28 protein-coding genes are annotated in these 25,668 nt (G+C 69.5%); 15 read left to right on the top strand and 13 right to left on the bottom strand.

Going from position 1 to position 25,668, the window contains the following annotated elements; all coding sequences use genetic code 11:
• Window positions 1-85: 85 nt before the first annotated feature.
• Complete coding sequence (locus ACQ7HM_RS06670) at window positions 86-748, bottom strand: YoaK family protein (RefSeq protein ID WP_434215422.1); 663 nt, start codon at window positions 746-748, stop codon at window positions 86-88.
• 53 nt (window positions 749-801) lie between these two features.
• Between ACQ7HM_RS06670 and ACQ7HM_RS06675 the strand changes: the two genes are divergently transcribed.
• From ACQ7HM_RS06675 to ACQ7HM_RS06685, 3 genes are all read left to right on the top strand, one after another.
• On the top strand, window positions 802-1,398 hold the full coding sequence (locus tag ACQ7HM_RS06675; protein WP_434215423.1) for a DinB family protein: 597 nt from the start codon (window positions 802-804) through the stop codon (window positions 1,396-1,398).
• Window positions 1,395-2,723 carry an alpha-hydroxy-acid oxidizing protein gene (locus ACQ7HM_RS06680; RefSeq protein WP_434215424.1) on the top strand — a complete coding sequence of 443 codons (1,329 nt, stop codon included), beginning with the start codon at window positions 1,395-1,397 and terminating at the stop codon, window positions 2,721-2,723. The genes ACQ7HM_RS06675 and ACQ7HM_RS06680 overlap by 4 nt, the downstream gene beginning before the upstream one ends.
• A gap of 63 nt (window positions 2,724-2,786) precedes the next feature.
• Complete coding sequence (locus tag ACQ7HM_RS06685; RefSeq protein WP_434215425.1) at window positions 2,787-3,191, top strand: PLD nuclease N-terminal domain-containing protein; 405 nt, start codon at window positions 2,787-2,789, stop codon at window positions 3,189-3,191.
• A gap of 14 nt (window positions 3,192-3,205) precedes the next feature.
• Here ACQ7HM_RS06685 and ACQ7HM_RS06690 read toward each other — a convergent pair whose 3' ends face one another.
• Window positions 3,206-3,685: a DUF2231 domain-containing protein gene (locus ACQ7HM_RS06690; protein WP_434215426.1), complete on the bottom strand. Its 480-nt coding sequence runs from the start codon at window positions 3,683-3,685 to the stop codon at window positions 3,206-3,208.
• A gap of 47 nt (window positions 3,686-3,732) precedes the next feature.
• Window positions 3,733-4,617, bottom strand: a complete 885-nt coding sequence (locus ACQ7HM_RS06695) for an alpha/beta fold hydrolase (protein WP_434215427.1) — start codon at window positions 4,615-4,617, stop codon at window positions 3,733-3,735.
• Window positions 4,618-4,735: 118 nt separating this feature from the next.
• On the opposite strand from ACQ7HM_RS06695, the gene ACQ7HM_RS06700 reads away from it, so the two are divergent.
• The gene (locus ACQ7HM_RS06700) at window positions 4,736-5,164 is read left to right on the top strand and encodes a DoxX family protein (RefSeq protein ID WP_434215428.1); all 429 of its coding nucleotides are present in this window, start codon (window positions 4,736-4,738) and stop codon (window positions 5,162-5,164) included.
• Window positions 5,165-5,263: 99 nt separating this feature from the next.
• Here the strand turns inward: ACQ7HM_RS06700 and ACQ7HM_RS06705 are convergent, their stop codons facing one another.
• The 3 genes from ACQ7HM_RS06705 to ACQ7HM_RS06715 all read right to left on the bottom strand — a co-directional run bounded on the left by ACQ7HM_RS06705 (window position 5,264) and on the right by ACQ7HM_RS06715 (window position 8,674).
• On the bottom strand, window positions 5,264-6,151 hold the full coding sequence (locus tag ACQ7HM_RS06705) for a crotonase/enoyl-CoA hydratase family protein (RefSeq protein ID WP_434215429.1): 888 nt from the start codon (window positions 6,149-6,151) through the stop codon (window positions 5,264-5,266).
• Window positions 6,152-6,260: 109 nt separating this feature from the next.
• Window positions 6,261-7,472, bottom strand: a complete 1,212-nt coding sequence (locus tag ACQ7HM_RS06710; protein ID WP_434215430.1) for an alpha/beta hydrolase family protein — start codon at window positions 7,470-7,472, stop codon at window positions 6,261-6,263.
• Complete coding sequence (locus tag ACQ7HM_RS06715; protein ID WP_434215431.1) at window positions 7,469-8,674, bottom strand: alpha/beta hydrolase family protein; 1,206 nt, start codon at window positions 8,672-8,674, stop codon at window positions 7,469-7,471. The genes ACQ7HM_RS06710 and ACQ7HM_RS06715 overlap by 4 nt, the downstream gene beginning before the upstream one ends.
• A gap of 152 nt (window positions 8,675-8,826) precedes the next feature.
• Between ACQ7HM_RS06715 and ACQ7HM_RS06720 the strand changes: the two genes are divergently transcribed.
• Both ACQ7HM_RS06720 and ACQ7HM_RS06725 read left to right on the top strand, forming a co-directional pair.
• Window positions 8,827-9,258 (top strand): GtrA family protein, encoded by a 432-nt coding sequence (locus ACQ7HM_RS06720; RefSeq protein ID WP_434215646.1) that lies wholly within the window; start codon window positions 8,827-8,829, stop codon window positions 9,256-9,258.
• Between the two features lie 16 nt (window positions 9,259-9,274).
• Window positions 9,275-10,096 (top strand): SDR family oxidoreductase, encoded by an 822-nt coding sequence (locus ACQ7HM_RS06725; RefSeq protein ID WP_434215432.1) that lies wholly within the window; start codon window positions 9,275-9,277, stop codon window positions 10,094-10,096.
• An 18-nt stretch (window positions 10,097-10,114) separates the two neighbouring features.
• On the opposite strand, the gene ACQ7HM_RS06730 is transcribed toward ACQ7HM_RS06725, so the two are convergent.
• Entirely contained in the window at window positions 10,115-10,765 is a 651-nt protein-coding gene (locus ACQ7HM_RS06730; protein ID WP_434215433.1) for a TetR/AcrR family transcriptional regulator, read from the bottom strand.
• Window positions 10,766-10,867: 102 nt separating this feature from the next.
• Here ACQ7HM_RS06730 and ACQ7HM_RS06735 point away from each other — a divergent pair, with 102 nt between their 5' ends.
• The 7 genes from ACQ7HM_RS06735 (at window position 10,868) to ACQ7HM_RS06765 (ending at window position 18,756) form a co-directional block, all read left to right on the top strand.
• A complete protein-coding gene (locus ACQ7HM_RS06735) occupies window positions 10,868-12,007 on the top strand; it encodes a VOC family protein (RefSeq protein WP_434215434.1) in 1,140 nt (379 codons plus the stop codon).
• Entirely contained in the window at window positions 12,004-12,951 is a 948-nt protein-coding gene (locus ACQ7HM_RS06740) for a fumarylacetoacetate hydrolase family protein (protein WP_434215435.1), read from the top strand. The genes ACQ7HM_RS06735 and ACQ7HM_RS06740 overlap by 4 nt, the downstream gene beginning before the upstream one ends.
• Entirely contained in the window at window positions 12,948-14,543 is a 1,596-nt protein-coding gene (locus ACQ7HM_RS06745; RefSeq protein WP_434215436.1) for a bifunctional 3-(3-hydroxy-phenyl)propionate/3-hydroxycinnamic acid hydroxylase, read from the top strand. The genes ACQ7HM_RS06740 and ACQ7HM_RS06745 overlap by 4 nt, the downstream gene beginning before the upstream one ends.
• Window positions 14,540-15,739: a cytochrome P450 gene (locus ACQ7HM_RS06750; protein WP_434215437.1), complete on the top strand. Its 1,200-nt coding sequence runs from the start codon at window positions 14,540-14,542 to the stop codon at window positions 15,737-15,739. The genes ACQ7HM_RS06745 and ACQ7HM_RS06750 overlap by 4 nt, the downstream gene beginning before the upstream one ends.
• A gap of 75 nt (window positions 15,740-15,814) precedes the next feature.
• Complete coding sequence (locus tag ACQ7HM_RS06755) at window positions 15,815-16,402, top strand: DUF2231 domain-containing protein (protein ID WP_434215438.1); 588 nt, start codon at window positions 15,815-15,817, stop codon at window positions 16,400-16,402.
• A gap of 91 nt (window positions 16,403-16,493) precedes the next feature.
• Window positions 16,494-17,180, top strand: a complete 687-nt coding sequence (locus ACQ7HM_RS06760) for a TetR/AcrR family transcriptional regulator (RefSeq protein WP_434215439.1) — start codon at window positions 16,494-16,496, stop codon at window positions 17,178-17,180.
• On the top strand, window positions 17,119-18,756 hold the full coding sequence (locus ACQ7HM_RS06765; protein ID WP_434215440.1) for an acyl-CoA dehydrogenase family protein: 1,638 nt from the start codon (window positions 17,119-17,121) through the stop codon (window positions 18,754-18,756). Before ACQ7HM_RS06760 ends, ACQ7HM_RS06765 begins: the two co-directional genes overlap by 62 nt.
• 6 nt (window positions 18,757-18,762) lie before the next feature.
• On the opposite strand, the gene ACQ7HM_RS06770 is transcribed toward ACQ7HM_RS06765, so the two are convergent.
• Window positions 18,763-19,641: an LLM class flavin-dependent oxidoreductase gene (locus ACQ7HM_RS06770; RefSeq protein ID WP_434215441.1), complete on the bottom strand. Its 879-nt coding sequence runs from the start codon at window positions 19,639-19,641 to the stop codon at window positions 18,763-18,765.
• Between the two features lie 51 nt (window positions 19,642-19,692).
• Window positions 19,693-20,325: an ester cyclase gene (locus tag ACQ7HM_RS06775; RefSeq protein ID WP_434215442.1), complete on the bottom strand. Its 633-nt coding sequence runs from the start codon at window positions 20,323-20,325 to the stop codon at window positions 19,693-19,695.
• A 209-nt stretch (window positions 20,326-20,534) separates the two neighbouring features.
• Here ACQ7HM_RS06775 and ACQ7HM_RS06780 point away from each other — a divergent pair, with 209 nt between their 5' ends.
• Window positions 20,535-21,116: a hypothetical protein gene (locus ACQ7HM_RS06780; protein ID WP_434215443.1), complete on the top strand. Its 582-nt coding sequence runs from the start codon at window positions 20,535-20,537 to the stop codon at window positions 21,114-21,116.
• Window positions 21,117-21,140: 24 nt separating this feature from the next.
• Here ACQ7HM_RS06780 and glfT1 read toward each other — a convergent pair whose 3' ends face one another.
• The 4 genes from glfT1 to ACQ7HM_RS06800 are packed head-to-tail and all read right to left on the bottom strand — an operon-like array spanning window position 21,141 to window position 24,364.
• Window positions 21,141-22,043 carry a galactofuranosyltransferase GlfT1 gene (gene glfT1 / locus ACQ7HM_RS06785; RefSeq protein WP_434215444.1) on the bottom strand — a complete coding sequence of 301 codons (903 nt, stop codon included), beginning with the start codon at window positions 22,041-22,043 and terminating at the stop codon, window positions 21,141-21,143.
• On the bottom strand, window positions 22,040-22,882 hold the full coding sequence (gene wzt, locus ACQ7HM_RS06790) for a galactan export ABC transporter ATP-binding subunit Wzt/RfbE (protein WP_434215445.1): 843 nt from the start codon (window positions 22,880-22,882) through the stop codon (window positions 22,040-22,042). The genes glfT1 and wzt overlap by 4 nt, the downstream gene beginning before the upstream one ends.
• 11 nt (window positions 22,883-22,893) lie before the next feature.
• The gene (gene wzm / locus ACQ7HM_RS06795) at window positions 22,894-23,757 is read right to left on the bottom strand and encodes a galactan export ABC transporter permease subunit Wzm/RfbD (protein ID WP_434215446.1); all 864 of its coding nucleotides are present in this window, start codon (window positions 23,755-23,757) and stop codon (window positions 22,894-22,896) included.
• A gap of 49 nt (window positions 23,758-23,806) precedes the next feature.
• Window positions 23,807-24,364, bottom strand: a complete 558-nt coding sequence (locus ACQ7HM_RS06800) for a bacterial proteasome activator family protein (RefSeq protein WP_434215447.1) — start codon at window positions 24,362-24,364, stop codon at window positions 23,807-23,809.
• 103 nt (window positions 24,365-24,467) lie between these two features.
• On the opposite strand from ACQ7HM_RS06800, the gene ACQ7HM_RS06805 reads away from it, so the two are divergent.
• Window positions 24,468-25,664: a cysteine desulfurase-like protein gene (locus tag ACQ7HM_RS06805; RefSeq protein WP_434215448.1), complete on the top strand. Its 1,197-nt coding sequence runs from the start codon at window positions 24,468-24,470 to the stop codon at window positions 25,662-25,664.
• The last annotated feature ends 4 nt before the right edge of the window (window positions 25,665-25,668 follow it).

The following is a 25,668-nucleotide window of genomic DNA, read 5'->3' on the forward strand; positions in this document are numbered from 1 at the left end:
GCAGGTGGTCGCACCCATCGGGCACAAGCTCGCCGTCCTGCACACGTCTGCACGCTCGATGCGAACAACTGCCCGATCGATGCGTTTACGTGCCCGGTCGACGGGGTCGGGAGAGGGTGAGGATCAGGACCGCGGCGACGAGGGCCAGGGGCAGCAGCGGTGCGGCGACGGCCAGGTGCGACACCAGCGCACCCGAGGCCGACGCGCCGGCGAGAAGCGACACCAACCCGATCGCGGCCGAGCGGCGGAGATGACCGTCGACGACGAGATCGGTGAGCAGTCCGGTGAGGGTGCCGGTGAAGTACGTGCTCGACAGCCCCGGCACACCGACGAGCGCGAACGCGCGGGTCTGCACCCCCATCGCGCCCGCGGCGAGGATCAACGCCACATATCTCGACGCGCCGCCCGGATGAGCGTCCGCGGCGATCCACAGCGCGGCCACGCAGGCCAGCGCCACGAGCTCGACCGTGTACAGCCACACCAGACGGCGCGTGGCGGACCTGGTCGACCGCGTGAATCCCGCCGCCGACGCCACCCCGACCGCGTAGGCGACGACGGCGACCGCCGCGTGCGACATCACCGTGAGGTCACCCGAACCGAGACCGACACCGATCACGACCACGTTCCCGGTGATCACGCTCGCGAAGACGTGTCCGAGACCGGTGAACACGACGACGTCGACGGCGCCCGATGCCGCACTCAGCAGGCACCCGATCAGGGTCGATCGCGGTCGCGACACCGTCTTCACCCGCCCAACCCTAGGCAGCCCGCCGCCGTGGACGCGCGATTAGGCTCGCAGTCATGAGCGCCGATGCCCTGACCGTGCTCGCCGACCAGCTGCGGGCCCGCCTGCAACTCCTGCGTGACGCGGCGCTGTGGAAGCTCGAAGGCGTCGACGAGTACGACCTGCGTCGTCCACTGACGCCGACGGGTACGAACCTGCTGGGTCTCGTCAAGCACCTCGCCGGGGTCGAGTTCGACTATTTCGGTGACACCTTCGGCCGCCCCACGGACATCGCCACACCGTGGCGGGACAGCGACGACAACGCGGACATGTGGGCCACCGCCGATGAATCCGTCGACGACATCGTCGCGCTGTACCGGCAGTCGTGGGCGCACGCGCAGGAGACCTTCGACGCGTCGACGCTGACGACCACCGGGACGGTGCCGTGGTGGCCGCCGGGGAAGCGCGACGTCACTCTCGGTCTCGTGCTGGTGCACATGATCACCGAGACCGCGCGGCACGTCGGACAGATGGACATCCTCCGCGAGGAGATCGACGGCGCCGCAGGCATGTACGAGACGAACGACAACCTGTCGCATGCCGATCGGCACGCCCGCGACGAGTACGTGGCCCGGCTACAGAGCGTGGCCGACGCCGTGAAAGGGAGATCATGACCGACCAGATCGACCGGCCGACCGCGACGCCGCCGTCGCCGGGACGCGCCCGCCAGAACGCCATCTACTCGGCAGGTGTGTTCGGCCACACCCCCTCCGTACCGGCTGATTTCGCCGAACTGGAACGTCGCGCGAAGAGGGCGATGGGGCCGCGCGCGTGGGCCTACATCGGGGGCGGAGCGGGCGAGGGTGCGACGATGCGCGCCAACCGTGCCGCGTTCGACGACTGGGCGATCGTGCCCCGCGTCCTGCGCGACGTCTCGCGGCGCGACCTGTCGATCGACCTGTTCGGCACCACCCTGCCCGCCCCGGTGCTGTTCTCGCCGGTGGGCGCCGGCGAACTCGCCCACTCCGATTCCGACATCCACATCGGCTCGGCCGCAGCAGAACTCGGTGTCCCGTACATCTTCTCGAACCAGGGCTGCTCGCCGATGGAGGACACCGCGACCGCGATGGAGGCGATCACGCCGGGCGCCCCCCGCTGGTTCCAGCTCTACTGGTCGACCGACGACGCGCTCGTCGAGTCCCTCGTGCGTCGCGCCGAGGCGATGGGTGCCGAGGCCATCGTGGTCACGCTCGACACCACGATGCTGGGGTGGCGGCCGCAGGATCTGAACATCGGGTCGTTGCCGTTCGCGCGCGCCGAGGGCATCGCGCAGTACACCTCCGACCCGCGGTTCCGCGACATCGTCGCCGAGCGCATCGCGAATCCTTCGGGCGACGCCGGACCCAAGGTCGAGATCACCCGTGCGGCGGTGTCGGCCCTGTTCTCGATGGCCCGCCACCTGCCCGGACCCTTCCTGAAGAACCTGACGTCGCCGGTGCCGAAGCAGTCGGTGCAGACCTTCCTCGACATCTACTCGCGGCCGTCGCTCACCTGGGAGGACATCGCGGGGTTGCAGAAGCGGACGTCGCTGCCGGTGGTGTTGAAGGGCATCCTGCATCCCGACGACGCCCGCACGGCGGTGGAGATGGGGATCGACGGCATCATCGTCTCGAATCATGGTGGCCGTCAGGTCGACGGCTCCATCAGTTCCCTGCACGCGCTGCCCGACGTGGTGGCCGCCGTGGACGGGCGGGCGAAGGTCCTCATCGACTCCGGCGTCTACACCGGCGCCGACGCGTTCAAGGCACTCGCGCTCGGCGCCGACGCCGTCTGCATCGGGCGGCCTCACATGTACGGCCTGGCGATCAACGGTCGCGACGGCGCCCGCGACGCCGTCGCGAACATCATCGCCGAACTCGACCTGACGCTGGGACTCTCCGGGCACACCGACGTCGCCTCGCTCACCCCCGACGCCCTGCGGGCCATGGGTCGGCACTGACCTCCGCGCCGACCGTTCACCTGTGCGATAGTGATCGTCGTCTGACCGGTTCGAGGAGGTGTCATGCCGTACGTCGAGATGATCGGGACCTCGGCCCTGCCGTACTCCGCGCTGCTCTCGGGGCTGCTCATCGTGCTGGCGGTGGTCGGGGCGATCGACGTGCTCGGTCGCGACACCGTCTACATCCGCGGGCTCCCGCAGTGGGCGTGGCTGCTGATCGTGGTGGCGTTCCCCGTCATCGGACTGCTCGCCTGGTTGCTCGTCGGCCGGCGACGGAGACGTCGTCCCCGTCGCACACGGACCGATCCCGTGGTGAGCGCGTTCCCCGAGTACGACCGGAAAGGTCGCTTCGTGCCGGCTGATCCCGAGGCCGACGCCGCCTTCCTGCAGCAGTGCCGTGAGCGGGCCGAGCACCAGCGACAGGTCGCCGAGATCGAACGTCGCCGCCGGGAATCCCGCGGACTCTGAGCGGACCGTCCGGGCTACCCCAGCCAGACCGACCGGGCACCGCTCTCGCCCACGAGGTACACCATCACGATCGCGGCGACGGCGAAGCCGACGACGATCACCGCCGCGACGATCGAAGAGATCGTCACCGCGCGAGCGGGTACCGACACCCGCGACGCCACCTTGCCCATGACCCAGTCGCTGGTGAGGGCCCAGAACACGACGATGAACACGAACAGCGGTGCGACGACGATGATCATCGTGTCGCCGAGTTCGGTGTGATCGGCGAGGTACTCGTTCGGGCCGACCTTCTTCTCCAGTGACTCACCGGCACTCGTGGTCAGCGGCGTCATGATCACCGCGACGAGACCGACGATCGGCGCGATGATGCCGATCTTGCGTCGGGCCGCCGGCCACACCACCGCGAGGATGCCGAGAACCGCCGCCAGCGGGATCGCGACCACGGTGAGATGTACGAACAGCGGATGGGCCGGGATGCCGTTGATGGTGTCCATCGGCTCAGCATAGGTATAGCCGACCGGCCGGTGACGCCGATCCGCGATCAGTGTGCCGAGGCGTCCGCCTCCGGGATCAGCCTGTCGCGCAACCACTCGACGAGGTCACCGATGACCTCGGCTCGGTTGGTCTCGTTCACGATCTCGTGGCGGGCGCCGGGGTACACGTGGGTGGTCACGTCCGCCACGCCCGCGGCAGCGAGTCGGTCGACGAGCGGGGTGAACAACGCCAGTGCGCCGTTGACCGGGTCCTGATCGCCGACCGCGATGTACAGCGGCAGGTCGGTCCGTATCCGGGCGAGCACCGAGGGGTCGGTGAGCGGACGTGCCCCGACGAACATCGCGCGGCTCGCGTCGCCGTCGAGTCCGAAGCCGCACAACGGATCCGCGACGTAGGCGTCGACCGCGGCCTCGTCGCGGCTGAGCCACTCGAACCCGGTTCTCGGCTCGAAGGGTGCGTTGAAGGCGGCCAGGTCGAGGGGGGTGTCGAGGTCGAGAGCGGGTTCGAGGACATCGAGAGCGGCTGTGCCCGAAAGGGCGACGGCATCGAACGCGTCGCTGTGGTCGGGGAGCACCTGCTGGGTCGCGAACGACCCCATGCTGTGCGCGAACACGCCGATCGGCAGCCCGGGCTCGCGCTGCCGGATCCACCGGGCCATCTCGGCGATGTCGGCGACGAGCGCGGCCCATCCCGACTCACCGATCTCGCCGGGCACGCCGTCACCGATGCCGGCGCCGTGGCCACGCTGGTCGTACCCGTAGACGGCGACGCCGGCGTCGGTGAGGGCAGCGGCGAGATGGCCGTAACGGAGCACGTGTTCGCCCATGCCGTGGACGATCATCACGATCGCGCGGGGGTCGTCGTCGGGCGCCCACCGGTACACGGGAAGCGTGTGGCGTTGGGAGTCGGTGAACTCCAGGGACTCTCTCACCGGACCGACGGTACAAGCCGACGTGCAGGTGGGGACCGGTTCCGGCGACAACCGATGAGTTCACGCGGCGACGAGGGTCAACACCACCGACACCACCACGACCACGACAGGACTTCTCATGACCACCACCACCAGCACCGCCACCGCCCCGACCACCGCGGCCCGCCGATCGCGCACCCACACCGTCGGGGTGGTGCTCAGCGCACTGCTCGGGGCATTTCTCCTGTTCGACGTGATCGGCAAGCTCGTCCAGCCCGACTCCGTCGTCGAGGGCACCGAGAAGCTCGGCTTCACCACCACCCAGGCGACGGTGATGGGCATCGTGCTCGCCCTGTGCCTCGTGGTGTGGGCCGTCCCGCGGACCGCGGTGCTCGGGGCGATCGGGATCACCGCCTACCTCGGCGGCGCGGTCACCGCGAACTGGAACGACGACGCGCCCCTGGTGAGCACGACACTGTTCGCCGTGTACTTCGGTGTGGCGCTGTGGATCGCGATGATCCTGCGCCGCCCACAGCTGCTGTCGGTGCTGGGGCTGCGTCGCAACTGACGACGCGCTGCCGACAACGTCCCCCTGAGCGGCGTCCGAGGGCATATTGCCGTCGGCGACCCGTCAGGGGGACGTTGTCAGCAGACGTGGGGTGGGCCGCTACCGGATGGAGTCGGTCTCGGCGAGGAAGTCGGGGAGGTCGGCGGGCAGCGTCGAGGTGAACTGCGCCGGCCGCTTCTCCAGGAACGCCGCGACGCCTTCCTTGCCGTCGGCGATGGACGTGTAATACATCGCCAGCGAGTCCACCCGGTGGGCGTCGACCGGGGACGCGAACGCACTGTTGCGGTAGAGCATGTGGCGCATGAGGGCCGTGGCGACCGGTGATCGTCCGTCGACGAACTTGTGCGCCAACGCGATCGCCGCGTCGAGGAGTTCCTCGGGCGGATGTACCGATCGCACGAGTCCCAGTTCCTTCGCGCGCTCGGCGTCGACGATGTCGGCGGTGTAGATCAGTTCGAGGGCGTTCTGCATCCCCACCACGCGCGGCAGGAACCAGCTCGAACACGCCTCCAGCACGATGCCGAGCCGTCCGAAGACGAACCCGATGCGAGCTTTCTCCGACGCCAGTCGGAAATCCATGGGGAGCGTCATCGTGGCACCGATGCCGACGGCTGCACCGTTGATCGCGCCGATGACCGGCTTCGGGCAGCGGTAGATGGCGAGGGACACGCGACCACCGGTGTCGCGCACGCCGCTGACGATGGCGGGGTCCTCGAAACGGTCGTACAGATCGGCGAGCGTCGGCTGCAGATCCTCGTCGAGCCCGAAGACGTTGCCCTCGCTGCTCAGGTCCATCCCGGCGCAGAAGGCCTTGCCCTCGCCCGTCACCACGATCGCGGCCACCTCGGGATCGGCCGACGCCTCGTCGAACGCGGCCTCGAGATCGTCGGCCATCTGCACCGTGAACGCGTTGAGGTTCTCGGGTCGGGTCAGGGTGAGGACGAGAACACCGTCGGTGACCTCGTAGCGGACGGTCTCACGGTTCATCGGATCGAACTCCCTCGCGGTCGGATGAAACCCAACCTACGGGAGCCGGCCCCACGGGAGTCGCGCCGAGTGATTCGCCCCGAGGGAGTCGGCACCGTGCCCGACACCCTCAGCGCCCGATGACGCGATCGAGGAACCGGTCGGCGTCGGGGCGCGCGGCGACGAGGACGCCGGGGTGATCGGCGCCCGGGTACACCCGCAGTTCGAGCGGCTGGCGGTTCGCGGTCAGCTGCGCGGCCAACGACAACGCCGACGGCGCCGGGACGTTGACGTCGAGCAGTCCCTGGGCGAGGAAGATCGGTTCGCGATAGCCGCTGTCGGGGGTGCCGAGGTACGTCCGCAGCGCGCCGTAGATGTTCGGGATCGACGACAGCGGCCGCGTGAACAGCGTGCGCAGGTCGAGATCGCGTGCGTACGGGCGAAGCTGTATGCCGCAGGTGATCCCGGCGATGTCGGCGAGCCGACGTCCCAGCGGGGTGAGCAGGCTGTCGATGCGCAGGTCGGGTCGGGCGTCGCGGAACCCGGCCAGGATGTAGAGCACGTAGCCGTTCAGAGATCGCGGCAGCGTCACCGGAGGGAACCGGGGGCCGCCGAGGACGAGGGCCGATTCGATGTTGGCCGGTGCGCCGGTCGCCACGACTCCGCGATAGTCCAGGCCGGCGCCCGCGGTGAACTCGTCGGCGCGCCGAGCGGTGTTCAGTGCCGCGCCGGCGCCTTCGGAGTGACCCACCGCAACCCACTTGCGAGACAGGGGGATCGGCAGCTGGTGGACCGCGCGCACCGAGTCGGCGACCGAGTGGGCCGACTCGACGCCGTTGAGGTAGCCGAGCAGTCCCGGGGTCCCCATCCCGGTGTAGTCGGTCGCGGTGATCACGTAACCCCGTGCGAGCCAGTGGTTCAGGTAGGTCGCGTCGGATTCCGAGCGCACCTGTGCCGAGGGTGCGCAGTCGTCGCCCATGCCGACGGTGCCGTGCGCCCAGGCCATCACGGGCCACCCGCCCGCCGGTGCCTGCCCGCGGGGGACGAACACCGCGCCGGTGCTGACCGCTCGTCGGCCGCGCGCGTCGGTGGTGGAGTAGAGCACCCGATAGGCCTGCGCGGCACCGCTCAACGTCACCCGTCGGTCGAGGGGGCGTTCGGCGATCACCGCGCCGTCGCGGTCGGGGATCGGACCGGAGTAGTCCCGCACGTCGAGGCCCGACCAGATCGGCGCCGGTTCGGGGGTGAGGGGAGTGCCCGGCGGCGGCACCGCGGCCGCGGTGGACACGCTCAGGGCTGCCACCGCCGCCACCAGCGTCGCGATGACGGGCAGGCGCCTCATCGCAGGATCCGGGCCAGGAAGGGCGTCGAGTCCTTCACCGATGCGTAGACCGTGCCGGAGTGGTCGGTCGGGTAGACGTGCAGTTCGACGGGCTGACGGTTCGCGGTGAGTTGCGCCGCCAACGACAGCGCCGACGGCGCGGGGACGTCGGTGTCGGTGAGCCCCTGGCCCAGGAAGATCGGTCGGTCGTACCCGCTGTCGGGCGTCCCGATGAACCGGTGCAGCACACCGTAGGCGTCGGGGACCGAGGAGATCGGACGGCGGAAGAACGTGCGGATGTCGGCCCCGGTCAACTGTTTCCGCAGTTCCGGATAGCAGCTGACCTCGGCGCGGTCGGCCGCCGCGCGGCCCCGCGGGGTGAGCAACGAGTCGATGCGCAGGTCGGGGCGCGCCTCACGGATCGCCGCGAGGATGTAGGTGGTGTAGGTGGTCAACCCGGTCGGCAGCGGGAACGGCGGGAAGGTGGGGCCGCCGAACTGGATGAGCGACTCGATGTTCGCGGGGGTGCCGGTCGCCACCACGCCGCGGTAGTCGAGATCGGTGCCGCGGGTGAACGACGTCGCCAGACGCGCTGCGTTCATCGCCGCACCCGCTCCCTGCGACTGCCCGATGATCGCCCACCGTGGGGCTGTCGGGAGATCGGCCTGCTCGAGGGCTTTCACGGAGTCGACGATCGAGTGCGCCTCGGCGACACCGTTGAGGTAGCTCATCAGACCCGGCGTGCCGAGTCCGGCGTAGTCGGTGGCGACGATCGCGTACCCGCGGTTCAACCAGTGCGACAGGTAGTCGCTGTCGCGTTGTGCGCGTGGCTGCGCCGAGGGGGTGCAGTCGTCGCCGATGCCCACGGTGCCGTGCGCCCACGCCAACACCGGCCACCCGCCGCGCGGCGCGGTGCCCTTCGGGAGGAACACCGCGCCGGTGCTCACCGCGGCGCGGTCGTGCTGGTCGATCGTGGAGTAGAGGATCCGTGACGCCGTGCCGGCGCCGGGGATCGAAAGCGAGGGTGCGAGCGGCACCCGGTCGATCAGCGTGCCGGGGCGCGTCGGGACGGGGCCGGTGTAGTCCCGCACGTCGAGCCCCGACCAGTTCGGCGCGCCGGTCGGCGGCAGCTCGTCGGCGAGCGCGGGCGAGGCGCCGACGAGCAGCGCGGCGACGGAGGACAGGGCGACGACACTGCCGACGACGGCGGCTCTGATCTTCACGACGCCGACCCTAGTTCGTCGGTCGGGCGCGGACGGCGAATCGACGCGGAGGCGGAGAACCGACGAGGTTTAGTCTGATCGGCGTGTCCGATGACCAGCTCGCCCACGGAGAGCACCCCTCGCACGAGGAGTTCCGCACCCCGCACGCCCCGATGCCGATCGAGCTGCCGCTCGACGACCAGGAGGCCTCGACCGACGTCCCGCTGACGACGCAGCTCGTGCGGTTCGTCGTCACCGGTGCCGGGTCGGGGGTCCTCGACTACGGGATCACCTATTTGTTGCAGTTCGTTTTCGGTCTGCCGCCGTGGCTTTCCAAGGCTTTCGGCTTCTTGTGCGGTACGACCACCGCGTACCTCATCAACCGTCGCTGGACCTTTCGCGCCGAGCCGAGTCGCGCCCGCTTCGTCGCCGTCGCCCTGCTCTACCTCGTCACCTTCGGTGTGCAGGTCGGCATCTACACGGCCTTGTCTCACGCGTGGGAGGACACCTTCATCTACAGCCTCATGGCGTACGTCGTCGCCCAGGGCACGGCGACGGTCATCAACTTCGCGGTGCAGCGCGCCGTCATCTTCAAGATCCGGTGATGGCTAGCATCGCCTGATGGAACTCGCAGGCGCTGTCGCAGTCGTCACCGGAGGGGGCGCCGGTATCGGCGCCGCGATCGCCCGGGCCATCGTGGACCAGGGCGGATCGGTCGTCGTCGCCGACCTGAACGCAGAGCGGGTCGCCGCCGTGGCGGAGCAGATCAACACCGACACCGGTCAGAACCGCGCCGCGTCGGTCGCCGGTGACGTCTCCGACGACGCCGTGATCGCCGAACTCGTCGCCACCGCCGAGCGCGAGTTCGGACCCGTCGACCTCTACGTCGCGAACGCGGGCACCACCGCGGGCCTCGGACTCGACTCCGACGACGCCGCCTGGCAGACCGCCCTCGACGTCAACGTCCTCGCACACGTGCGCGCCGCACGCGCCCTCGTGCCCGGTTGGGTCGAACGCGGACGCGGGTACTTCCTGTCGACCGCATCGGCGGCGGGACTGCTCACGCAGATCGGGTCGGTGACCTACTCGGTGAGCAAGCACGCCGCGGTCGGGTTCGCCGAGTGGTTGCGCGTCACCTACGGCGACTCCGGTGTCGGGGTGAGCTGCCTGTGCCCGATGGGGGTCAACACCGAGTTGCTCAACTCCGGTTTCTCCGGCGATCGGGAGGGTGGATCGGTCGCCGCGAGCGCGGTGACCGGTGCCGGCGCCGTGCTGGAACCCGACGACGTCGCCGCGGTGGTCATCGAGGCCCTGCGCGACGAGCGTTTCCTGATCCTGCCGCACCCCGAGGTGTTGACGATGTACCAGCGCAAGGGGTCGGACTACGACCGCTGGATCTCGGGCATGCAGCGCTACCAGCGCACGCTGCGCGGCGACGGCTGACCCGGCGCGACGCTCCTCTCACGACCGCTCGGGCGTCGGTGTCCGCAGCGGTCGGTGCGCGACCTCCTGGGCGTCGGCCTTCGACAGCCCGAACATCCGCAGCAGGTTCGCGGCGAGCTCGTCGGCGATGCGGTCGGTGTCGAGATCGGGATCGCGGGTGACCAGATGCAGGCACCCCAGGAGGGAGCCGGCGGTACACGCGAGCGCCGCGGACAGGTCGTCGATGTCGAATCGTCCGCAGGCGCGTGCGGCGTCGAGATCACGCAGGGCGCGGGGCGCGAGCCCGTCGTCGCGATCGAGGTAGCTCATCCCGACCCCCGCCATCGTCCTCGCTACCTGCGCGTGGGACCGATTGAGCCGCAACGTCATGCGGACACCCGCGGCGAAGACCTCGGCGGGATCGGTCAGGCCCTCGGTGGCGCTATCGAACAGCCGCCCGTAGGTGTCGAGGGTGGTGGCGATGGCGGCGTCGAACAGCTCGGCCTTGCCGGCGAAGTGGTTGTAGAACGATCCGAGTCCGACGTCGGCGAGTTCGGTGATCTCGGAGATGCTCGCGTCGGTCCCGCGGGGGCTCTCGAGGATCCGGCAGGCCGCGTCGATCAAGGCCGCCCGCGTGCGGGCCTTGCGCCGATCGAGTCGGTTGGCCGGGGTGTCGGGGGTGGCGTCCACCGGTGATCTCACCTCACTTCTGACGATGATTCCAAGTGTGAAGGCACTTGACTGAGCTGTCCATCAAAAGTGAGGATTTCATCAGTTGAATGGGAGACGATCATGACACAGCTGACAGGAACCGTCCCTGCGGCATCGGCGCACGCCGAACTGCACAGTGAGTTCGGCGCTCGACCCGGTGACCCCGACGACCGTCACCGGTCACCGGTCATCAAGGTCGCCGACATCGCCTGGTTGGAGTTCGAGAAGCAGAACCTCGCCGATGCGGAGCGATTCGCCCGCGACTTCGGGTTCGCGGTGGCGAACCGCACGGCCGATCGTCTCGAGTTACGGGGGACGTGGGCGGGCGCGCCGTGCGTGCTGATCCGCCGCGGACGGCGATCCCGCTTCGTCGGTCCGGCCTATCGCGCCGAGAGCACCGCCGACCTGACGACCCTCGCCGAGGCGACGGGGACACGCGTGCACCCGCTCGGCGACCTCGGCGGCAACGTGGTCGATCTCGTCGACCCGTCCGGGCAACCGCTGCGCGTGGTGGCCGACATGGTCGACCTGCCGTCACTGCCGGATCAGGAACCGCTCACCATCAACGCGGGCGGGAAGGTGGCGCGGTTCAACGCGATCCAGCGTCCGCCGCGGGCCCCGGCGCGGGTGCAGCGCCTCGGGCATGTGGTGATCGAGTCGCCCCGCTTCCGTGAGGCACTGCACTGGTACCAGTCGATGCTCGGGTTCATCGTGAGCGACTTCCAGTTCTTCCCCGGCCAGCGTGACCGCGGACCGACGATGGCGTTCATGCGCTGCGATCGGGGCGCCGACGCCGCCGATCACCACACCCTGGCCATGACGCTCGGACCGCGAGCGCGCTACGTGCACAGCGCCTATCAGGTCGCCGATCTCGACGCCGTCGCCGCGGGCGGTGCGTACCTCGCCGACCGCGGGTACCACCACGCGTGGGGGATGGGACGTCACATCCAGGGCAGCCAGATCTTCGACTACTGGCGCGACCCCGACAAGTTCATGGTCGAGCACTACGCCGACGGCGACGTCTTCGACAACAGCGTCACCGCGGGCTGGGCGGCCATGACCGCCAGCGGCCTGTCGCAGTGGGGCCCGCCGGTCACCCGCGACTTCCTCGGCGCCAACCCCGACCCCGACGTGGTCCGCGGGATCCTCGCCGGCCTGCGCGACACCAACGAGTTCGACATCCATCGCCTCATCGGCCTCCTGAAAGTAGCCCGCTCATGACGACGACCATCCTTCGAACCGCCGACCGCTGGTGGCTGCTGCGTGCCGACGACACCGCCGTCGCGATCGACACCGACGCGGTCACCACCGGTGACCTCCTCGCCGACACGGCCGCCGTCGCCGAGGCCGCCGCGGCCGAAGGGACGCAGGGCACCGCGATCGGCGACCTCGAGCTGATCTCGCCGATCACCACGCCGTGTCGGGTGGTGGCGCAGATGGTCAACTACGCCAGTCACGCCCGCGACTCCAACATCGACCCGGGTCGGGTGCAGGCCACGTTCTTCCGGAAGGCGTCGGGATCGGTCGTCGGCCCCTTCGACGACATCGTGAAGCCCACACACGTCCGCCTTCTCGACTACGAGGTCGAGATCGGACTCGTCGCCGGAGGCGAGTTGACGGTCGGCGCGACGGTGACCGCGGACGACCTCGGTGATGTCATCGCCGGTGTCGTGATCACCAACGACGTCAGCGCCCGCGACGTCCAGCTGCCCAAGACCCAGTTCTACGAGGCGAAGTCGTACCCCACGTTCACCCCCATCGGTCCGCGGCTGGTGCTGCTCGACCACGAGGAGTGGCGTCGCTTCGACCAGTTGCGGCTGCAGCTCTGGGTCAACGGCGAGCGCAGGCAGGACGGCCACGTCGGCGGCGACATGATCGTCGACCCGGTCAGCGCGCTCAACGTGCTCGCCGGTTTCCAGCGACTCGCCCCCGGTGACGTCCTGCTCACCGGGACGCCCGGCGGCACCGCCCTGTCGGCGCCGCCCAAGCCCATCGAGATGATCGGGGCGTTGATCCCGCCGCACGTGAAGTGGAAGCAGTTCTTCGCCCGGCAGGCGTCGAACCCGAAGTACCTGCGCGACGGCGACGTCGTCGAGGTGCGCATCGCGACCGACGACGGGTCGATCGACCTGGGCAGGCAACGGTGCACGGTGCGGTACGCATGACGGGCCTGCGAGTGCCGACGACGGTGGTCGTCGTCGGTGCCGGCCCGGTCGGGGTGACCGCGGCCCTGCTGCTCGCCCGACGCGGTGTCGCGACGGTCGTCCTGGAACGGCACCCGGAGCCCTACGCGTTGCCGCGGGCCGTGCACCTCGACGACGACGTGTTCCGGATCCTGCAGGCCGCGGGGGTCGACGAGTCGTTCCGTGCCGTGAGCAGACCGATGCCCGGGATGCGACTCGTCGACCGACGACGTCGCGTGATGGCCGAGTTCGGGCGTGACACCGCCGACGGCCCCCAGGGCTTCCCGCCGGACAGCATGTTCGACCAACCCGACCTCGAGCAGATCCTGCACGAGGCGGCCGAGCGTGAGCCGCTCGTCGACCTGCGTCGCGGCTGCGAGGTGGTCGACGTGGTCGAGGGTCCGACACCGGCGGTCCACTACACCGACGCCGACGGGGTCGCGATGTCCGTGGCCGGTGCGGCCGTCATCGCCTGCGACGGCGCGAACAGCCTCGTGCGCACCGCGCTCGGGATCACCTCGACCGATCTGCGATTCGCCGAGAAGTGGCTCGTGATCGACGTGAACACCCCACGCCCGCTCGACGTCTGGGACGGGGTGCACCAGATCTGCGACCCGGCCCGGGCCGCCACCTTCATGCCGGTCACGGGTAGCCGTTATCGCTGGGAGTTCCGGGTCCACGACACCGACGACCTCGACGCCCTGGTGTCGGTCGACGGTCTGCGGGAGCTGTTGTCGCCGTGGATGTCCGCCGCCGAGATCGACGAGTCGGAGATCCTTCGCCGGGCGTTCTACACCTTCGGTGCGCGGGTCGCCGACCGCTGGCGCTCCGGCGGCATCTTCCTCGCCGGCGACGCCGCGCACCAGACCCCGCCGTTCGTCGGTCAGGGGCTCGGCTCGGGACTGCGCGACGTGGCGAACCTGACGTGGAAGCTCGCCGACGTGCTCGACGGGACTGCGCGCGGCGACCTGCTCGACACCTACGAGGTGGAGCGGCGTCCCCACGCGATCGCGGTGATCCGGATGGCGTTGGCGGTGGGGATGGCGTTGACCGGTGGGCAGGATCGCTTCGCCGGGGTGCGCCGCCTCGGGATGGCCGCCGTGTGTCGGATCCCGGGATTCGCCGCGGTGATGCCGACCGTGGGCATGCCGCCGCTGCGGCCGGGACCGCTCGTCATGCCGACGCCGTTGCTGCGGCGGGTGCTGCGGCGCCGGGTGAACGGCTCGGCACTGCCGCAGCCGACCGTCGGATTCGCCTCCGACGCCGCGCGGCTCGACGAGCTGATCGGGCCACGGTGGGCGCTGGTAACGCGCGGCCACGTCCCGGCGACCCTCGCCGATCGCGTCGCGGACTCCGGGGCGGTGCACGTCGACGCCGATCGCCTCGCCACCCAACCTGCGGGTGTCGCGTCACCGGCGCGATGGCTGCGTCGACATCACGCGACCGCGGTGCTGGTGCGTCCCGACCGCGTGGTCGCCGCGACCGCCACCGACCCCGACGGCATCGACGACCTCCTCGTCATGCTGCACGAGATGCGTTCCCCGGCAACGCGGCCCACCGAGGCGTTCACGTGACCGCCGGGACGGCGACGGTGTCGAGGCGCACCGCGCGTCGCGCCGCACCGTCGGTCGATGTGGACTTGTACGCCCGGTCGGCGCTGGTCGACCCGCACCCGGTGTACCGACGTATCCGCGACGCCGGTCCGGTGGTCTGGTTGCCGCGCCACCGGGTGTGGGCGATGGGTCGATTCGACGACGTGCGCAGCGCTCTGCGCGACGACACGACCTTCCGCAGCGGACGCGGCGTCGCCGCCAACCCGGTCGCCAACCTCCTGGGCCGCAAGACGGTGCTCTCCAGCGACGACGAGACCCACTCGACCCGACGTCGAGTCCTCATGCAGTCGTTGATGTCCCGCGCGATACGGCCGTCATTGCCGGTGCTGCGCGACGAGGCCGAGGCCACCGTGACCCGACTGCTGCATCGGGAGTCCTTCGACGGCATCGCCGATTTCGCGTCGCGACTGCCGATCTCTGCCGTGGCCGACCTCGTCGGCGTGCGGGTCGACCACGATCAGCTCCTCACGTGGGGTGCGAGCACCTTCGACATCCTCGGACCGCTGAACCGGCGGACGCTCGACGCCACAGCCACGGCACTCGGGCTGTACCTCTACTCGATGCGGCTGCGTCGCTCCCAGGTCACACCCGACGGCTGGGCGGCAACGGTCTTCGACGCGGCCGATCGCGGGGAGCTCACCCGGTCCGAGGCGCGCACCATGGTCATCGACTTCGTCGCCCCGAGCCTCGACACCACCATCCTCGCGACCGGACAGCTGCTGTGGAGCCTCGGCCGCGACCCGCAGCTCTACGCCCAGCTGCGCGCCGAACCGGAGCTGATCCCGACCGCGGTGGTGGAGGCCGTGCGTATGGCCTCACCGATCCGCGGCTTCACCCGGACGGTGGCCCACGACACCGAGATCGGTGGGGTCCGTCTCCCCGCCGGTGAGCGCGTCGTCCTGCTCTACGCCGCGGCCAACGGCGACGAGCGGCATTTCGACCGACCCGAGACGTTCTCGCTGCACCGCAGGGGGAGCAATCTCGGGTGGGGTCACGGGATGCACACCTGCGTCGGCATGCAGCTGTCGAAGCTCGAGATGCAGACACTGCTCGAGGTCATGATCACGCGCGTCACCGCCATCGAGGTGTCCGATCCGCAGCCGCTGACCAACAACTGCCTGCAGGGCTTCGCCTCGTTCCGGGCGTCGTTCACCTGATGCGGTGACACGCCCCGCGACCCCGACGGGGTCATCTGGGTTTGATCCAGGACGACCCCGGGTACGTCGGTGGGCATGTCCCACGACAACGCGTTCAGCGAGACCCGCTCACCGATCCGACGCGCCCTCGAGGCCGTCGAGAAGGTGTCTGCCCTCGACGGCGTCGCCGCGATGACCGCCCGCGTGCTGGGGCCGGCGTTGAGCGGCGGACCGGGCAACGTGCTGCGCGGATCGTGGCTGGGGCACCCGATCCACCCGGTGCTGGTCACCGTGCCGATCGGCGCGTGGACCGCGGCGCCGGTCCTCGATCTGACCGATCAGCCCGAGGCGGCCCAGACGCTCATCGCCCTCGGGCTCGCCGCCGCGGTGCCCGCGGCCGTCGCGGGGCTCGCGGAGTACACGACCCTCGACGTCCCGCAGCGCCGGGTCGCGCTGGTGCACGCGGGCAGCAACAGCGTCGCGATGACCGCACTGGTCGCGTCGATGGCGGCGCGGCGCGCGGGCCGACGAGGCCAGGCGGTGGCGCTGACCCTGGCGGGCCTCGCGGTCACCGGGATCTCCGGCGCGCTCGGGGGTCACCTGTCCTATGTGCAGGCCGCCGGCGTCCAGCGCGAGGCCATGCCGGCGGTGCCGGGGGTCGACACCCTGCCGGGCGGGTCCTGACCGACGGTGTCCGAACCGGATCAGCCCGTCGTCGCGGCGGGTTGCGCCGTACCCGTTGACTCAAGAACGGAATCGGTGTTCACTCCTTCGTGTGGCCTACCGACGCACCCCCGCCGTGCAGCGGCGTCTGGATGAACTCCGGGCGCGGCTGATCGACGCGGCGATCGCGCAGGTGGCCGAGAACGGGTACGCGGGGTGCTCGGTGGCGTCGGTCGCCGCGGCCGCCGGTGTCGGCACCGGCACGGTGTACCGCCACTTCGAGTCCAAGAGCGAACTGTTCGCCGAGGTCTTCCGCATCGTGTGCGGCCGCGAGGTACAGGCGATGGTCGAGATCGGCGAGATGGCCCGCGCCACCGACGGCCGCGCGGTCGATGCCGTCGTGGCCTCGGTGTGCGCCTTCGCCGACCGTGCGTTGCGCACGCCGACCCTCGCCCACGCCCTCCTCGTCGAGCCGGTCGACCAGACCATCGACACCGAGCGCCTGGCGTTCCGCGCGTCGTTCCGCGACACCCTGTCGGTGGCGATCGACGCCGCCGCCGACGCGGGCGAGATCCCGCACCAGAACAGCGAGTTCACCGCGGCCTGCATCGTCGGGGCGATCGGTGAAGCGCTGGTGACCCCACTGGCCCGCAGCAGTCGCGACCACGAGACACCCGATCCGACCACCCTCACCACCGACATCACCACCTTCACCCTTCGAGCACTGGGGAGCACCGATGCACAGCACACACGAGGTCACCAATCAGGTTCCGCCGCTGGTGGACTACGACGCGGCTGAGTACCCGCCGATCCTCGAGGCGCTCAGCCGCGAGGGTGCCGACTCGGCGTTGGAGACCATCCACGAGGTCGGTCGTCGCGCGGGCAGCGCCGAGGCCATCGAGTGGGGTGACCTCGCCGAGGACCACCCCCCGGTGCTGCACACCCACGATCGCTACGGCCACCGTGTCGACGAGGTGCGCTACGACCCCGCCTACCACCACCTCATGACGACCGCGGTCGAGATGGGTCTGCACGCCGCGCCGTGGGCCGACCCCGATCCGCACGCCCATCTGCACCGTGCCGCGAAGCTCAACGTCTGGGGCCAGACCGACGCCGGCCATCAGTGCCCCATCTCGATGACCTACGCGATGGTGCCGGCACTCCGGCACAACGCGGAACTCGCCGCGCAGTACGAACCGCTGCTGGCGGCCACGGTCTACGACCCGAGAACCGCTGCGCCGCTGACCAAGCCGGGACTGATCGCCGGCATGTCGATGACCGAGAAGCAGGGCGGCTCCGACGTCCGGTCGGGGACCACGCGCGCGGTCCCGCAGGCCGACGGCAGTTACCTGCTCACCGGTCACAAGTGGTTCACCTCCGCGCCGATGTCGGATGTGTTCCTCGTACTGGCGCAGGCCCCCGGCGGCCTGTCGTGTTTCTTCCTGCCGCGCGTACTGCCCGACGGCACCCGCAACCGGATGTTCCTGCAGCGCCTGAAGGACAAGCTGGGCAACCACTCCAACGCGAGCAGCGAGATCGAGTACGACGAGGCGACCGCATGGCTCGTCGGCGAGGAGGGACGTGGCGTCCCGACCATCGTCGAGATGGTGAACATGACCCGACTCGACTGCATCATCGGGGCGTCGACCGGCATGCGCGCCGGCACGCATCAGGCGACCCACCACGCCGTGCACCGCAGCGCATTCGGCGCCGCCCTCGTCGATCAGCCGCTGATGCGCAACGTCCTCGCCGACCTCGCCGTGGAGGCCGAGGCGTCCACGACGGTCGCGATGTGGTTGGCCGCGCTCACCGACCGCGCCACGTCGGGTGACGAGCGCGCCACCTCGCTACGGCGCATCTCGCTGGCGGTCACCAAGTACTTCGTGTGCAAGCGCAACCCGATCCACGCGGCCGAGGCGCTGGAGTGCCTGGGCGGCAACGGATACGTCGAGGAATCGCGGATGCCGCGGATCTACCGCGAGGCCCCGCTGGTCTCGGTGTGGGAGGGCTCGGGCAACGTCGCCGCTCTCGACACCTTGCGTGCGATGGTGAAGCAGCCCGAGACCCTCGAGGTCTTCTTCGACGAGCTCGACACCGCGACCGGATCCGACGACAGCTATGACGCCGCGGTCACGCGACTGAAGGCCGAGTTCGGTGACTTCGACACCATGCAGCACCGCGCGCGCCGCGTGGTCGGCGACATGGCGCTCGCGCTGCAGGGGTCACTGCTGATCCGTCACGGCCACCCGTCGGTGTCGGATGCGTTCTGCAGCAGCCGACTCGGTGGTGACTGGGGCAGTGTATTCGGGACCCTGCCCGTGGGTGTCGACACCGCGGCCATCATCGACCGCGCGACCCCGAAGGTCGGTTCGTAGCGTCGGTCAGCCGTTGACCTTGCTGATCACGTTGTCGGCGAACATCCGCAGGTTGTCGATCTTGTTCTGCAGCGGCTCGGTGTCGGGGCCGGTGATGTACGGGATGCGGAAGCCGACGATGACGTCGGTGATGCCCTTGTCCTCGAGTCGCTTGCACCCGTCGGGGGTGTAGGCGTCGAGCGAGATCACGTGGATCTCGAAGGGGTCGTTCAGCTTTCCCTCACCCTTGCGGATGTCGTGGAGCTTCGCCAGCAGTGTGTCGAGTTCCTCGGGTTGACCGCCGCCGTGCATCCAGCCGTCGCCGCGGATCACCGCACGCTTCAACGCGAGATCGGCGTGGCCGCCCACCAGCAGCGGGATCGGTTGCGTGGGTGCGGGGGTCATCTTGATGCGCGGGAAATCGTAGAACTCTCCGTGGAACTCGAAGTACTCCCCGGTCGACAGGCCGCGGATGATGTCCATGCACTCGTTCATCCGCTTGCCGCGCCGCGCGTAGTCGACGCCCATGATGTCGTAGTCCTCGGGCCACGGACTGGTGCCGACGCCCAGTGCGAGACGGTTGTTCGTCATGAACGCCACCGACATCGCCTGCTTGGCCACCAGTACCGGCGGGCGCACCGGCAGCTTGAGCACGAACGGGTTGAAGCGGATGGACGTGGTGACCGCCCCCATCGCCATGGCCTGGATGAAGGTCTCGATGAAGGCCTTGCCGTCGAGGAACTCGCGGTTCCCGTCCTCGGTGTAGGGGTAGGTGGAGTCCGATTCCTCGGGGTAGGCCAGCGAGTCGGGGATGGTGAACCCCTCGTATCCCGCCTCCTCGGCGGCCACCGCGAGATCGGGATAGAAACGGGGATCGGTCATGGCCTCGGCATAGGTGAATCGCATGATCGGTCTCCTCGGGTCGTTCCTCGCCAACGACCTCGATTAGAACATGTTCTAGTTCTCGTCATCGCCAACTCGGACCAGGCCGGCCTGCTGCAGGAACGTCAGGTTGTCCTCGAGGTGCCAGTCCTCGACGATCGTCGAGGCAGAACCGGTGTGCTGGATGTCGATGGCGCCGAACTCGATGGGTTGACCGGCACCGCGCACACCGTCGTACACGCCGGTGAAGTGCCCGGCGAACACGAGACGCGCGGTGAAGGTGTCGCCCGTGACGTACAGATCGGCGAGGCGACACGTGAGATCGGGAATGGCCTTCCGAAACATCGCCGACGCCGCGACGGGTCCGGCAGGGCCCTGGGGGCGGCCCGCGGGCAGCGTGTTGTCACGGAACGCCGGCGCCACCGCGGCGCGGAGGAAGGTGGTGTCCCCGCTGTTCCAGAACGTGTAGAGCTTCTGCGCAACCGCGACGACCCGTCGGTCGCGTTCGGTCGGAGCCGACGCCAGATGGACGGCCTCGGGCACCACTAGCCCGGGCGTCCGGTCGACCGCCGATTCCGGTGCGGCGGAGGCGCGGTCCTCGTTGCTGTCGGTGCACGCCGCCGTGGTGACGGTGAGCAGTGCGATGAGCGCGAGGGTCAGCATTCCCGTGGCGGAGCGGCGACGAAAGGTGCGATGAGGTGCGTTCATGGGGGTGACGGTATGGAAACCATACCGGTATCTACAACGAAACCTGGTGCGACCTGCACAGACCGTGCCAGGGATGCCGCACTCGACCGTCGGGTGGAGATCGATCTCCACCCGGACCGGTCCCGTGGGTCCATGACTCCGCGACCGCGAATTCCTACCGTCGGTACATGGGCAACTCACCGGTTGCCATTGGCGCAAAGGAGAACATCATGTCCTACCTCAGAGGCTTCCTCCCCTGGATCGGATTCCTCGTCTTTTCGCAGGTCGGATGGCAGTGGGGGGCTCTGGCCGCCGCAGTGATCGCCGCCGCGACACTGGTGGCCGACCGGCGCGCCGGGACGTCGTGGGACGGCCAGATCCTCGCGATCGGGGCGCTCGCCTTCTTCGCCGCGCTCACCCCGGTCGCCTTCGCGGCACCGCACGCAGCGCTCGCCGCCTACTGCGGCGCGATGGCCGACGGCTGGCTGGCCGTGGTCGCCTGGGCCGGCATCCTCCTCGGCGCACCGTTCACGCTCGGCATCGCCAAGCGCGAGGCACCCGAGGAGGTCTGGGACCTGCCGATGTTCCGGAACCTCAACGTGGTGATCACCTCGGTCTGGGCCGGCGCGTTCACCGTCTCGGCCGTGGCCTCGGTGCTGCTCGTGGACTCCTCGGGCATGGTGCGCGGCATCGCGACCGCGATCGCGTTCATCGCCCCGATCGTGTTCACGAAGCGCTACGTGGCCGCGGTGCAGGCCCGTCACGCCGATGGCGGCACCGCCGTCGACGCCGAGATCGCCTATGCGGCCTGATCTCTCCGGTTCATCGCTCGTCGGTCAGGGTCGCGTGAAATGTTCACGCCGGCCCTGGCCGCGCAGGCGTACCCACTCCCGGAAGCCCGCGACGTCGCGGCGCTGCACGAGGAAGTACCACCCGAACCGCGCGTACTCCTGCGGGATCAGTTTCCGCAGGCCCGGCTGGTGGAGCAGGTAGCCGCGGTTGCGGTAAGTGAAGAACCGTTTGGTGGCGTCATCGGGGTACTGGGTGTGCATCCGCCCACCGAGGATCGGCCGGAACTCCGCGGTGCCGTCGGGATGGAGGTAGGCCGTGATGAGGCAGGTGCCGAACCGCATGCCCGAACGCACGAGTCGACGATGCATCTCCACCTCGTCACCGCGGACGAACAGGCGCAGATCGGGTACGCCGACGGCGTCGATGGCGCGCGCGGAGAACAGCGCACCGTTCATCAACGACGCGATCCCGTCGAGGACCTCCTCGGTCTCCTCGGGCCCGGCGAACAACTCGGAACGTTTGCGCCGCCACACGACACCGCGTCGCAACGGGAAGGCGAGGGTGTCGGGGTCGTCGATGTTGCAGACCACGGGTGACAGTTCGTCGTAACCGCCCTCGGTCGCGCAGCGCAGCAGCGTGGCGAGCACCTCGGGTCCCTCGGGTCGACCGTCGTCGTCGGCACACCACACCCAGTCGGCGCCGAGCGCGAGGGCGTGCAGCATGCCGAGTGCGAAACCGCCTGCACCGCCGAGGTTGTGGGCCGAACCGATGTACGTGGTCGGCACGTCGAGCCCGGTCACGAGGTCGGCGACGTCGGTCTCGTCACCGTTGTCGACCACCACGAGGTGGTCGATGGGTCGGCTCTGGCCGGTGAGCACCGCGAGGGACTGTCGCAGCAACTCGACGCGGCGGTGGGTGACCACGACCGCGACGACGCGCTCCGTCACGCCGGATCGGCCGACCCGGCGCGCGCGGCATCGTCGCGTGCCTGATCGTCGCGGGCGACGTCGGCGATCACGTCGCGCACGTGGCGCGCGGCGTCGGGGCCCTCGTAGGCGCCGACGACCTCCTCGATGCCACCGTCCATGCGCACCTGACCGTGGTCGATCCACAGCGCCCGGTCGCACAGCTGGGCCAGGAACTCGTTGGAGTGACTGGCGAACACCAGGATTCCCGAGCGCTTCACCAGATCCTGCAGGCGTACACGGGCCTTGCGCATGAAGTCGGCGTCGACCGCTCCGATGCCCTCGTCGAGGATCAGGATCTCGGGATCGATGGAGGTGACCACGCCGAGCGACACCCGCACCCGCATACCGGTCGAGTAGGTGCGCAGCGGCATCTTCAGATAGTCGCCCAGCTCGGTGAACTCGGCGATCTCGTCGGTCTTCTTCAGCATCTCCCGGCGGCTCATGCCGAGGAACATGCCGCGGATGATTATGTTCTCGTAGCCCGAGATCTCCGGGTCCATGCCGACGCCGAGATCGAACACCGGCGCCACGCGACCTTGGATCTTGCAGGCGCCACGGGTGGGTTCGTAGATACCCGACAGCAGCCGCAGCAGCGTCGACTTGCCGGCGCCGTTGTGGCCGACGAGACCGATCCGGTCGCCGTGCGAGAGATGTAGATCGACGTTCTTGAGCGCCTCGACCACGACGACGTTCGACTCGTTCGAGCCGATCACGCCACCGGCGCGGCCGAGGACCGACTTCTTGAACGACCGTGTCTTCGCGTCGAAGATGGGGAAGTCGACGCATGCACCCCAGGTGTCCAACCGCACTGTGCTCATCGCGTTCCCCCTCAGACCCAGTAGGCCACGCGGGCCCGGTAGTTGCGGAGCACGAGGAGCGCGGCCGCCCAGCCCACCGCCGTGCAGCCGATCACGATGAACCAGTGGTAGGCCTGCACGTGCTCGCCGACGAGCGGCCCGCGGGAGATCTCGAGGTAGTGGAACATCGGGTTGAGCTCCACCAGCTTGAGTCGTTCCGAGTTCTTCGCGTTCTGGCCGAGGTTGTCGGTCGTCCAGATGATCGGCGTCATGAAGAACACGAGCTGAACCACCGTCGCGAGCAGCTGGCCGATGTCGCGGAACCGGGTCGAGAGGATCCCGAAGACGATCGTCACCCAGATCGCGTTGAGCGCGAACAGGAACAGCGCCGGGATGATCAGGAAGATCGTCCAGTTCACCGGCTGCGGGAACACCGCCATCACCACGGCGTAGATGACGATGTTGTGGGCGAAGATGATCGACTGCCGCCACACCAGCCGGTAGACGTGCACGCTCAGCGCCGACGGGATCTGCTTGAGCAGACCCTCGTTGCTGGAGAACACCACCGAGCCCTCGAGGATCGACTGGGAGATGAAGTTCCAGAAGATCAGCCCGAGGGTGACGTGCGGCAGGAAGGTCTTGATGTCGATGCCGAACAGCTCGCCGTAGAGAAGGCCCATCGCGACGGCGGTGACGCCGGTCGCGACGGTGATCCACAGCGGGCCGAGCAGGGAACGGCGGTAGCGCTGCTTGATGTCCTGCCACCCGAGCAGCGCCCACAGTTCGCGCTGGGCGAAGCCGGTGTGGAGGTCCGCCCACGCGCGTCGGAACGTCCTCGAGTCCGATGCGACCGGCGCGGCCGGCGAGACGTCGTCATCGTGCAGAACAGTGGACACGGTGCACGAGCCTACCGGCCTCACCCCGCGACGACGGTCTCGCGGCAGGTCAGAGGTACTGCCCGGTGCCGGTCACGCCGTGTCCGCCGGGCATCGGACCGCCCCCGGGACCTGGAAGCTGTCCCTGGCGCATCTGCTCGAGCTGCGCCCGGGCGGCCATCTGCTGGGCGAACAACGCCGTCTGGATGCCGTGGAACAGTCCCTCGAGCCAGCCGACGAGCTGGGCCTGCGCGATGCGCAGCTCGGCGTCCGACGGTGTCGACTCGTCGGTGAACGGCAGTGCCAACCGTTCGAGCTCCTCGCGCAGTTCCGGTGCGAGGCCGTCCTCGAGCTCGCGGATCGACGACTGGTGGATCTCCTTGAGTCGGGTGCGGCTGGCGTCGTCGAGAGGAGCCGCACGCACCTCCTCGAGGAGCTGCTTGATCATCGTGCCGATCCGCATGACCTTGGCCGGCTGCTCCACCATGTCGGTGAGGCCACCCGACCCCTCGTGGTCGTCGCCGCGACCGGAGCCGTCACCACCGGCCGAGCCGCCGGGCCCGACCACCACGATGCGGTCGTCGGAGTCCGAGGAGTCCGACCCTGAACCGAAGACTGGGGATGTCATGTACCCATTGTGCGATATGCGTCGCCGGACATGTGGCCACCGCCCCCACCTGCGGCGACGAGCTGGTATGGATCACCTAAGCGAACGGTCTATCGTGTCTGCCATGACCTACGACGTCGCACGGGTGCGCGGGCTGTTCCCGTCCCTCGGCGACGGGTGGATCCACCTCGATCCGCAGGTCGGGATGCAGATCCCGGACTCGGTGGCCTCGACGGTGTCGAAGGCGTTCCGGGCCCTGGTCTCCGCGCCCGGTGGTGTCTACCCCGCAGCGTTGCAGTCACGCGCGATCATCGACGCCGCCCGCGGTGCGGTCGCCGACCTCGTCGGCGGCCAGTCGCGCGGGGTCGTCCTCGGACCGAGCCGCGGCGCCCTGCTCAACACCCTCGCCGAAGCGATGAACCCCCGCGTCTGGCTGGGGTCGACGGTGATCGTCAGCCGTCTCGACGACGAGGCCAACCTCGTGCCGTGGATCCGGGCCGCCGATCGGTTCGGCGCGAAGGTGTCGTGGGCCGAGGTGGACATCGAGAACGGTGCACTGCCGCCCTGGCAGTACCGCGACCTCGCCGGTGAGTCGACCAGCGTCATCGCGATGACGGCCGCGTCGTCGACCATCGGCACCGTCACCGACGTCCGTTCCGTCGCCGAGGTCGCCCGGTCGGTGGGCGCGATGCTCGTCGTCGACGCCACGAGCGCGGCGCCCTACATGCCACTCGACATCACCGAGCTGCAGGCCGACGTCCTGGTGGTCTCCGCGGAACGATGGGGCGGCCCGCAGGCCGCGGCCATGGTGTTCCGCGACCCCGACCAGCTCGAGCGTGTGCGCGCGGCGAGCCTGTCACCGCGTGCGGTCGGCCCGGAGCGGCTGGAGGTCGACGGTCACCAGCACGCCATGCTGGCCGGACTCGTGGCGTCGATCGAGCACCTCGCGGGCCTCGGCGAGGCGGCGACCGGAACCCGTCGCGAACGGATCGTCACCTCGATGACGAGCCTGTCGGGATACCTGCAGCGCCTGCTCGCCTATCTCGTGAACTCTCTCGAGCAGCTCAACACAGTTCGCGTGGTCGGGACCAGCGATCCCCGCGTACCGACGGTCAGCTTCACCGTCAGCGGGGTGTCGGCCGACAAGGTGGTGCGGCGCCTGGCCGACAACGGCATCTGCGCGCTGGCCGATCAGCCCAGTCGCGCGCTCGACGGCATCGGTACCGGTGACGTCGGTGGTGCGGTCACCCTCGGTCTCGGCCAGTACTCGACGCCCTACGAGGTCGACCAGCTCGTCCGCTGCCTCGGCTCCCTCGCCTGACGCC

The sequence above is a fragment of the Williamsia sp. MIQD14 genome, from assembly GCF_051025635.1.
Classification (GTDB): domain Bacteria; phylum Actinomycetota; class Actinomycetes; order Mycobacteriales; family Mycobacteriaceae; genus Williamsia_A.

Excerpts from the sequence above, each read along its gene's own strand:
- ACQ7HM_RS06675 (WP_434215423.1), top strand. The coding sequence starts at position 802 with ATGAGCGCCGATGCCCTGACCGTGCTCGCCGACCAGCTGCGGGCCCGC.
- ACQ7HM_RS06680 (WP_434215424.1), top strand. The coding sequence starts at position 1,395 with ATGACCGACCAGATCGACCGGCCGACCGCGACGCCGCCGTCGCCGGGA.
- ACQ7HM_RS06685 (WP_434215425.1), top strand. The coding sequence starts at position 2,787 with ATGCCGTACGTCGAGATGATCGGGACCTCGGCCCTGCCGTACTCCGCG.
- ACQ7HM_RS06690 (WP_434215426.1), bottom strand. The coding sequence starts at position 3,685 with ATGGACACCATCAACGGCATCCCGGCCCATCCGCTGTTCGTACATCTC.
- ACQ7HM_RS06700 (WP_434215428.1), top strand. The coding sequence starts at position 4,736 with ATGACCACCACCACCAGCACCGCCACCGCCCCGACCACCGCGGCCCGC.
- ACQ7HM_RS06705 (WP_434215429.1), bottom strand. The coding sequence starts at position 6,151 with ATGAACCGTGAGACCGTCCGCTACGAGGTCACCGACGGTGTTCTCGTC.
- ACQ7HM_RS06710 (WP_434215430.1), bottom strand. The coding sequence starts at position 7,472 with ATGAGGCGCCTGCCCGTCATCGCGACGCTGGTGGCGGCGGTGGCAGCC.
- ACQ7HM_RS06720 (WP_434215646.1), top strand. The coding sequence starts at position 8,827 with ATGCCGATCGAGCTGCCGCTCGACGACCAGGAGGCCTCGACCGACGTC.
- ACQ7HM_RS06725 (WP_434215432.1), top strand. The coding sequence starts at position 9,275 with ATGGAACTCGCAGGCGCTGTCGCAGTCGTCACCGGAGGGGGCGCCGGT.
- ACQ7HM_RS06735 (WP_434215434.1), top strand. The coding sequence starts at position 10,868 with ATGACACAGCTGACAGGAACCGTCCCTGCGGCATCGGCGCACGCCGAA.
- ACQ7HM_RS06740 (WP_434215435.1), top strand. The coding sequence starts at position 12,004 with ATGACGACGACCATCCTTCGAACCGCCGACCGCTGGTGGCTGCTGCGT.
- ACQ7HM_RS06745 (WP_434215436.1), top strand. The coding sequence starts at position 12,948 with ATGACGGGCCTGCGAGTGCCGACGACGGTGGTCGTCGTCGGTGCCGGC.
- ACQ7HM_RS06755 (WP_434215438.1), top strand. The coding sequence starts at position 15,815 with ATGTCCCACGACAACGCGTTCAGCGAGACCCGCTCACCGATCCGACGC.
- ACQ7HM_RS06765 (WP_434215440.1), top strand. The coding sequence starts at position 17,119 with ATGCACAGCACACACGAGGTCACCAATCAGGTTCCGCCGCTGGTGGAC.
- ACQ7HM_RS06770 (WP_434215441.1), bottom strand. The coding sequence starts at position 19,641 with ATGCGATTCACCTATGCCGAGGCCATGACCGATCCCCGTTTCTATCCC.
- ACQ7HM_RS06775 (WP_434215442.1), bottom strand. The coding sequence starts at position 20,325 with ATGAACGCACCTCATCGCACCTTTCGTCGCCGCTCCGCCACGGGAATG.
- ACQ7HM_RS06780 (WP_434215443.1), top strand. The coding sequence starts at position 20,535 with ATGTCCTACCTCAGAGGCTTCCTCCCCTGGATCGGATTCCTCGTCTTT.
- wzt (WP_434215445.1), bottom strand. The coding sequence starts at position 22,882 with ATGAGCACAGTGCGGTTGGACACCTGGGGTGCATGCGTCGACTTCCCC.
- ACQ7HM_RS06800 (WP_434215447.1), bottom strand. The coding sequence starts at position 24,364 with ATGACATCCCCAGTCTTCGGTTCAGGGTCGGACTCCTCGGACTCCGAC.
- ACQ7HM_RS06805 (WP_434215448.1), top strand. The coding sequence starts at position 24,468 with ATGACCTACGACGTCGCACGGGTGCGCGGGCTGTTCCCGTCCCTCGGC.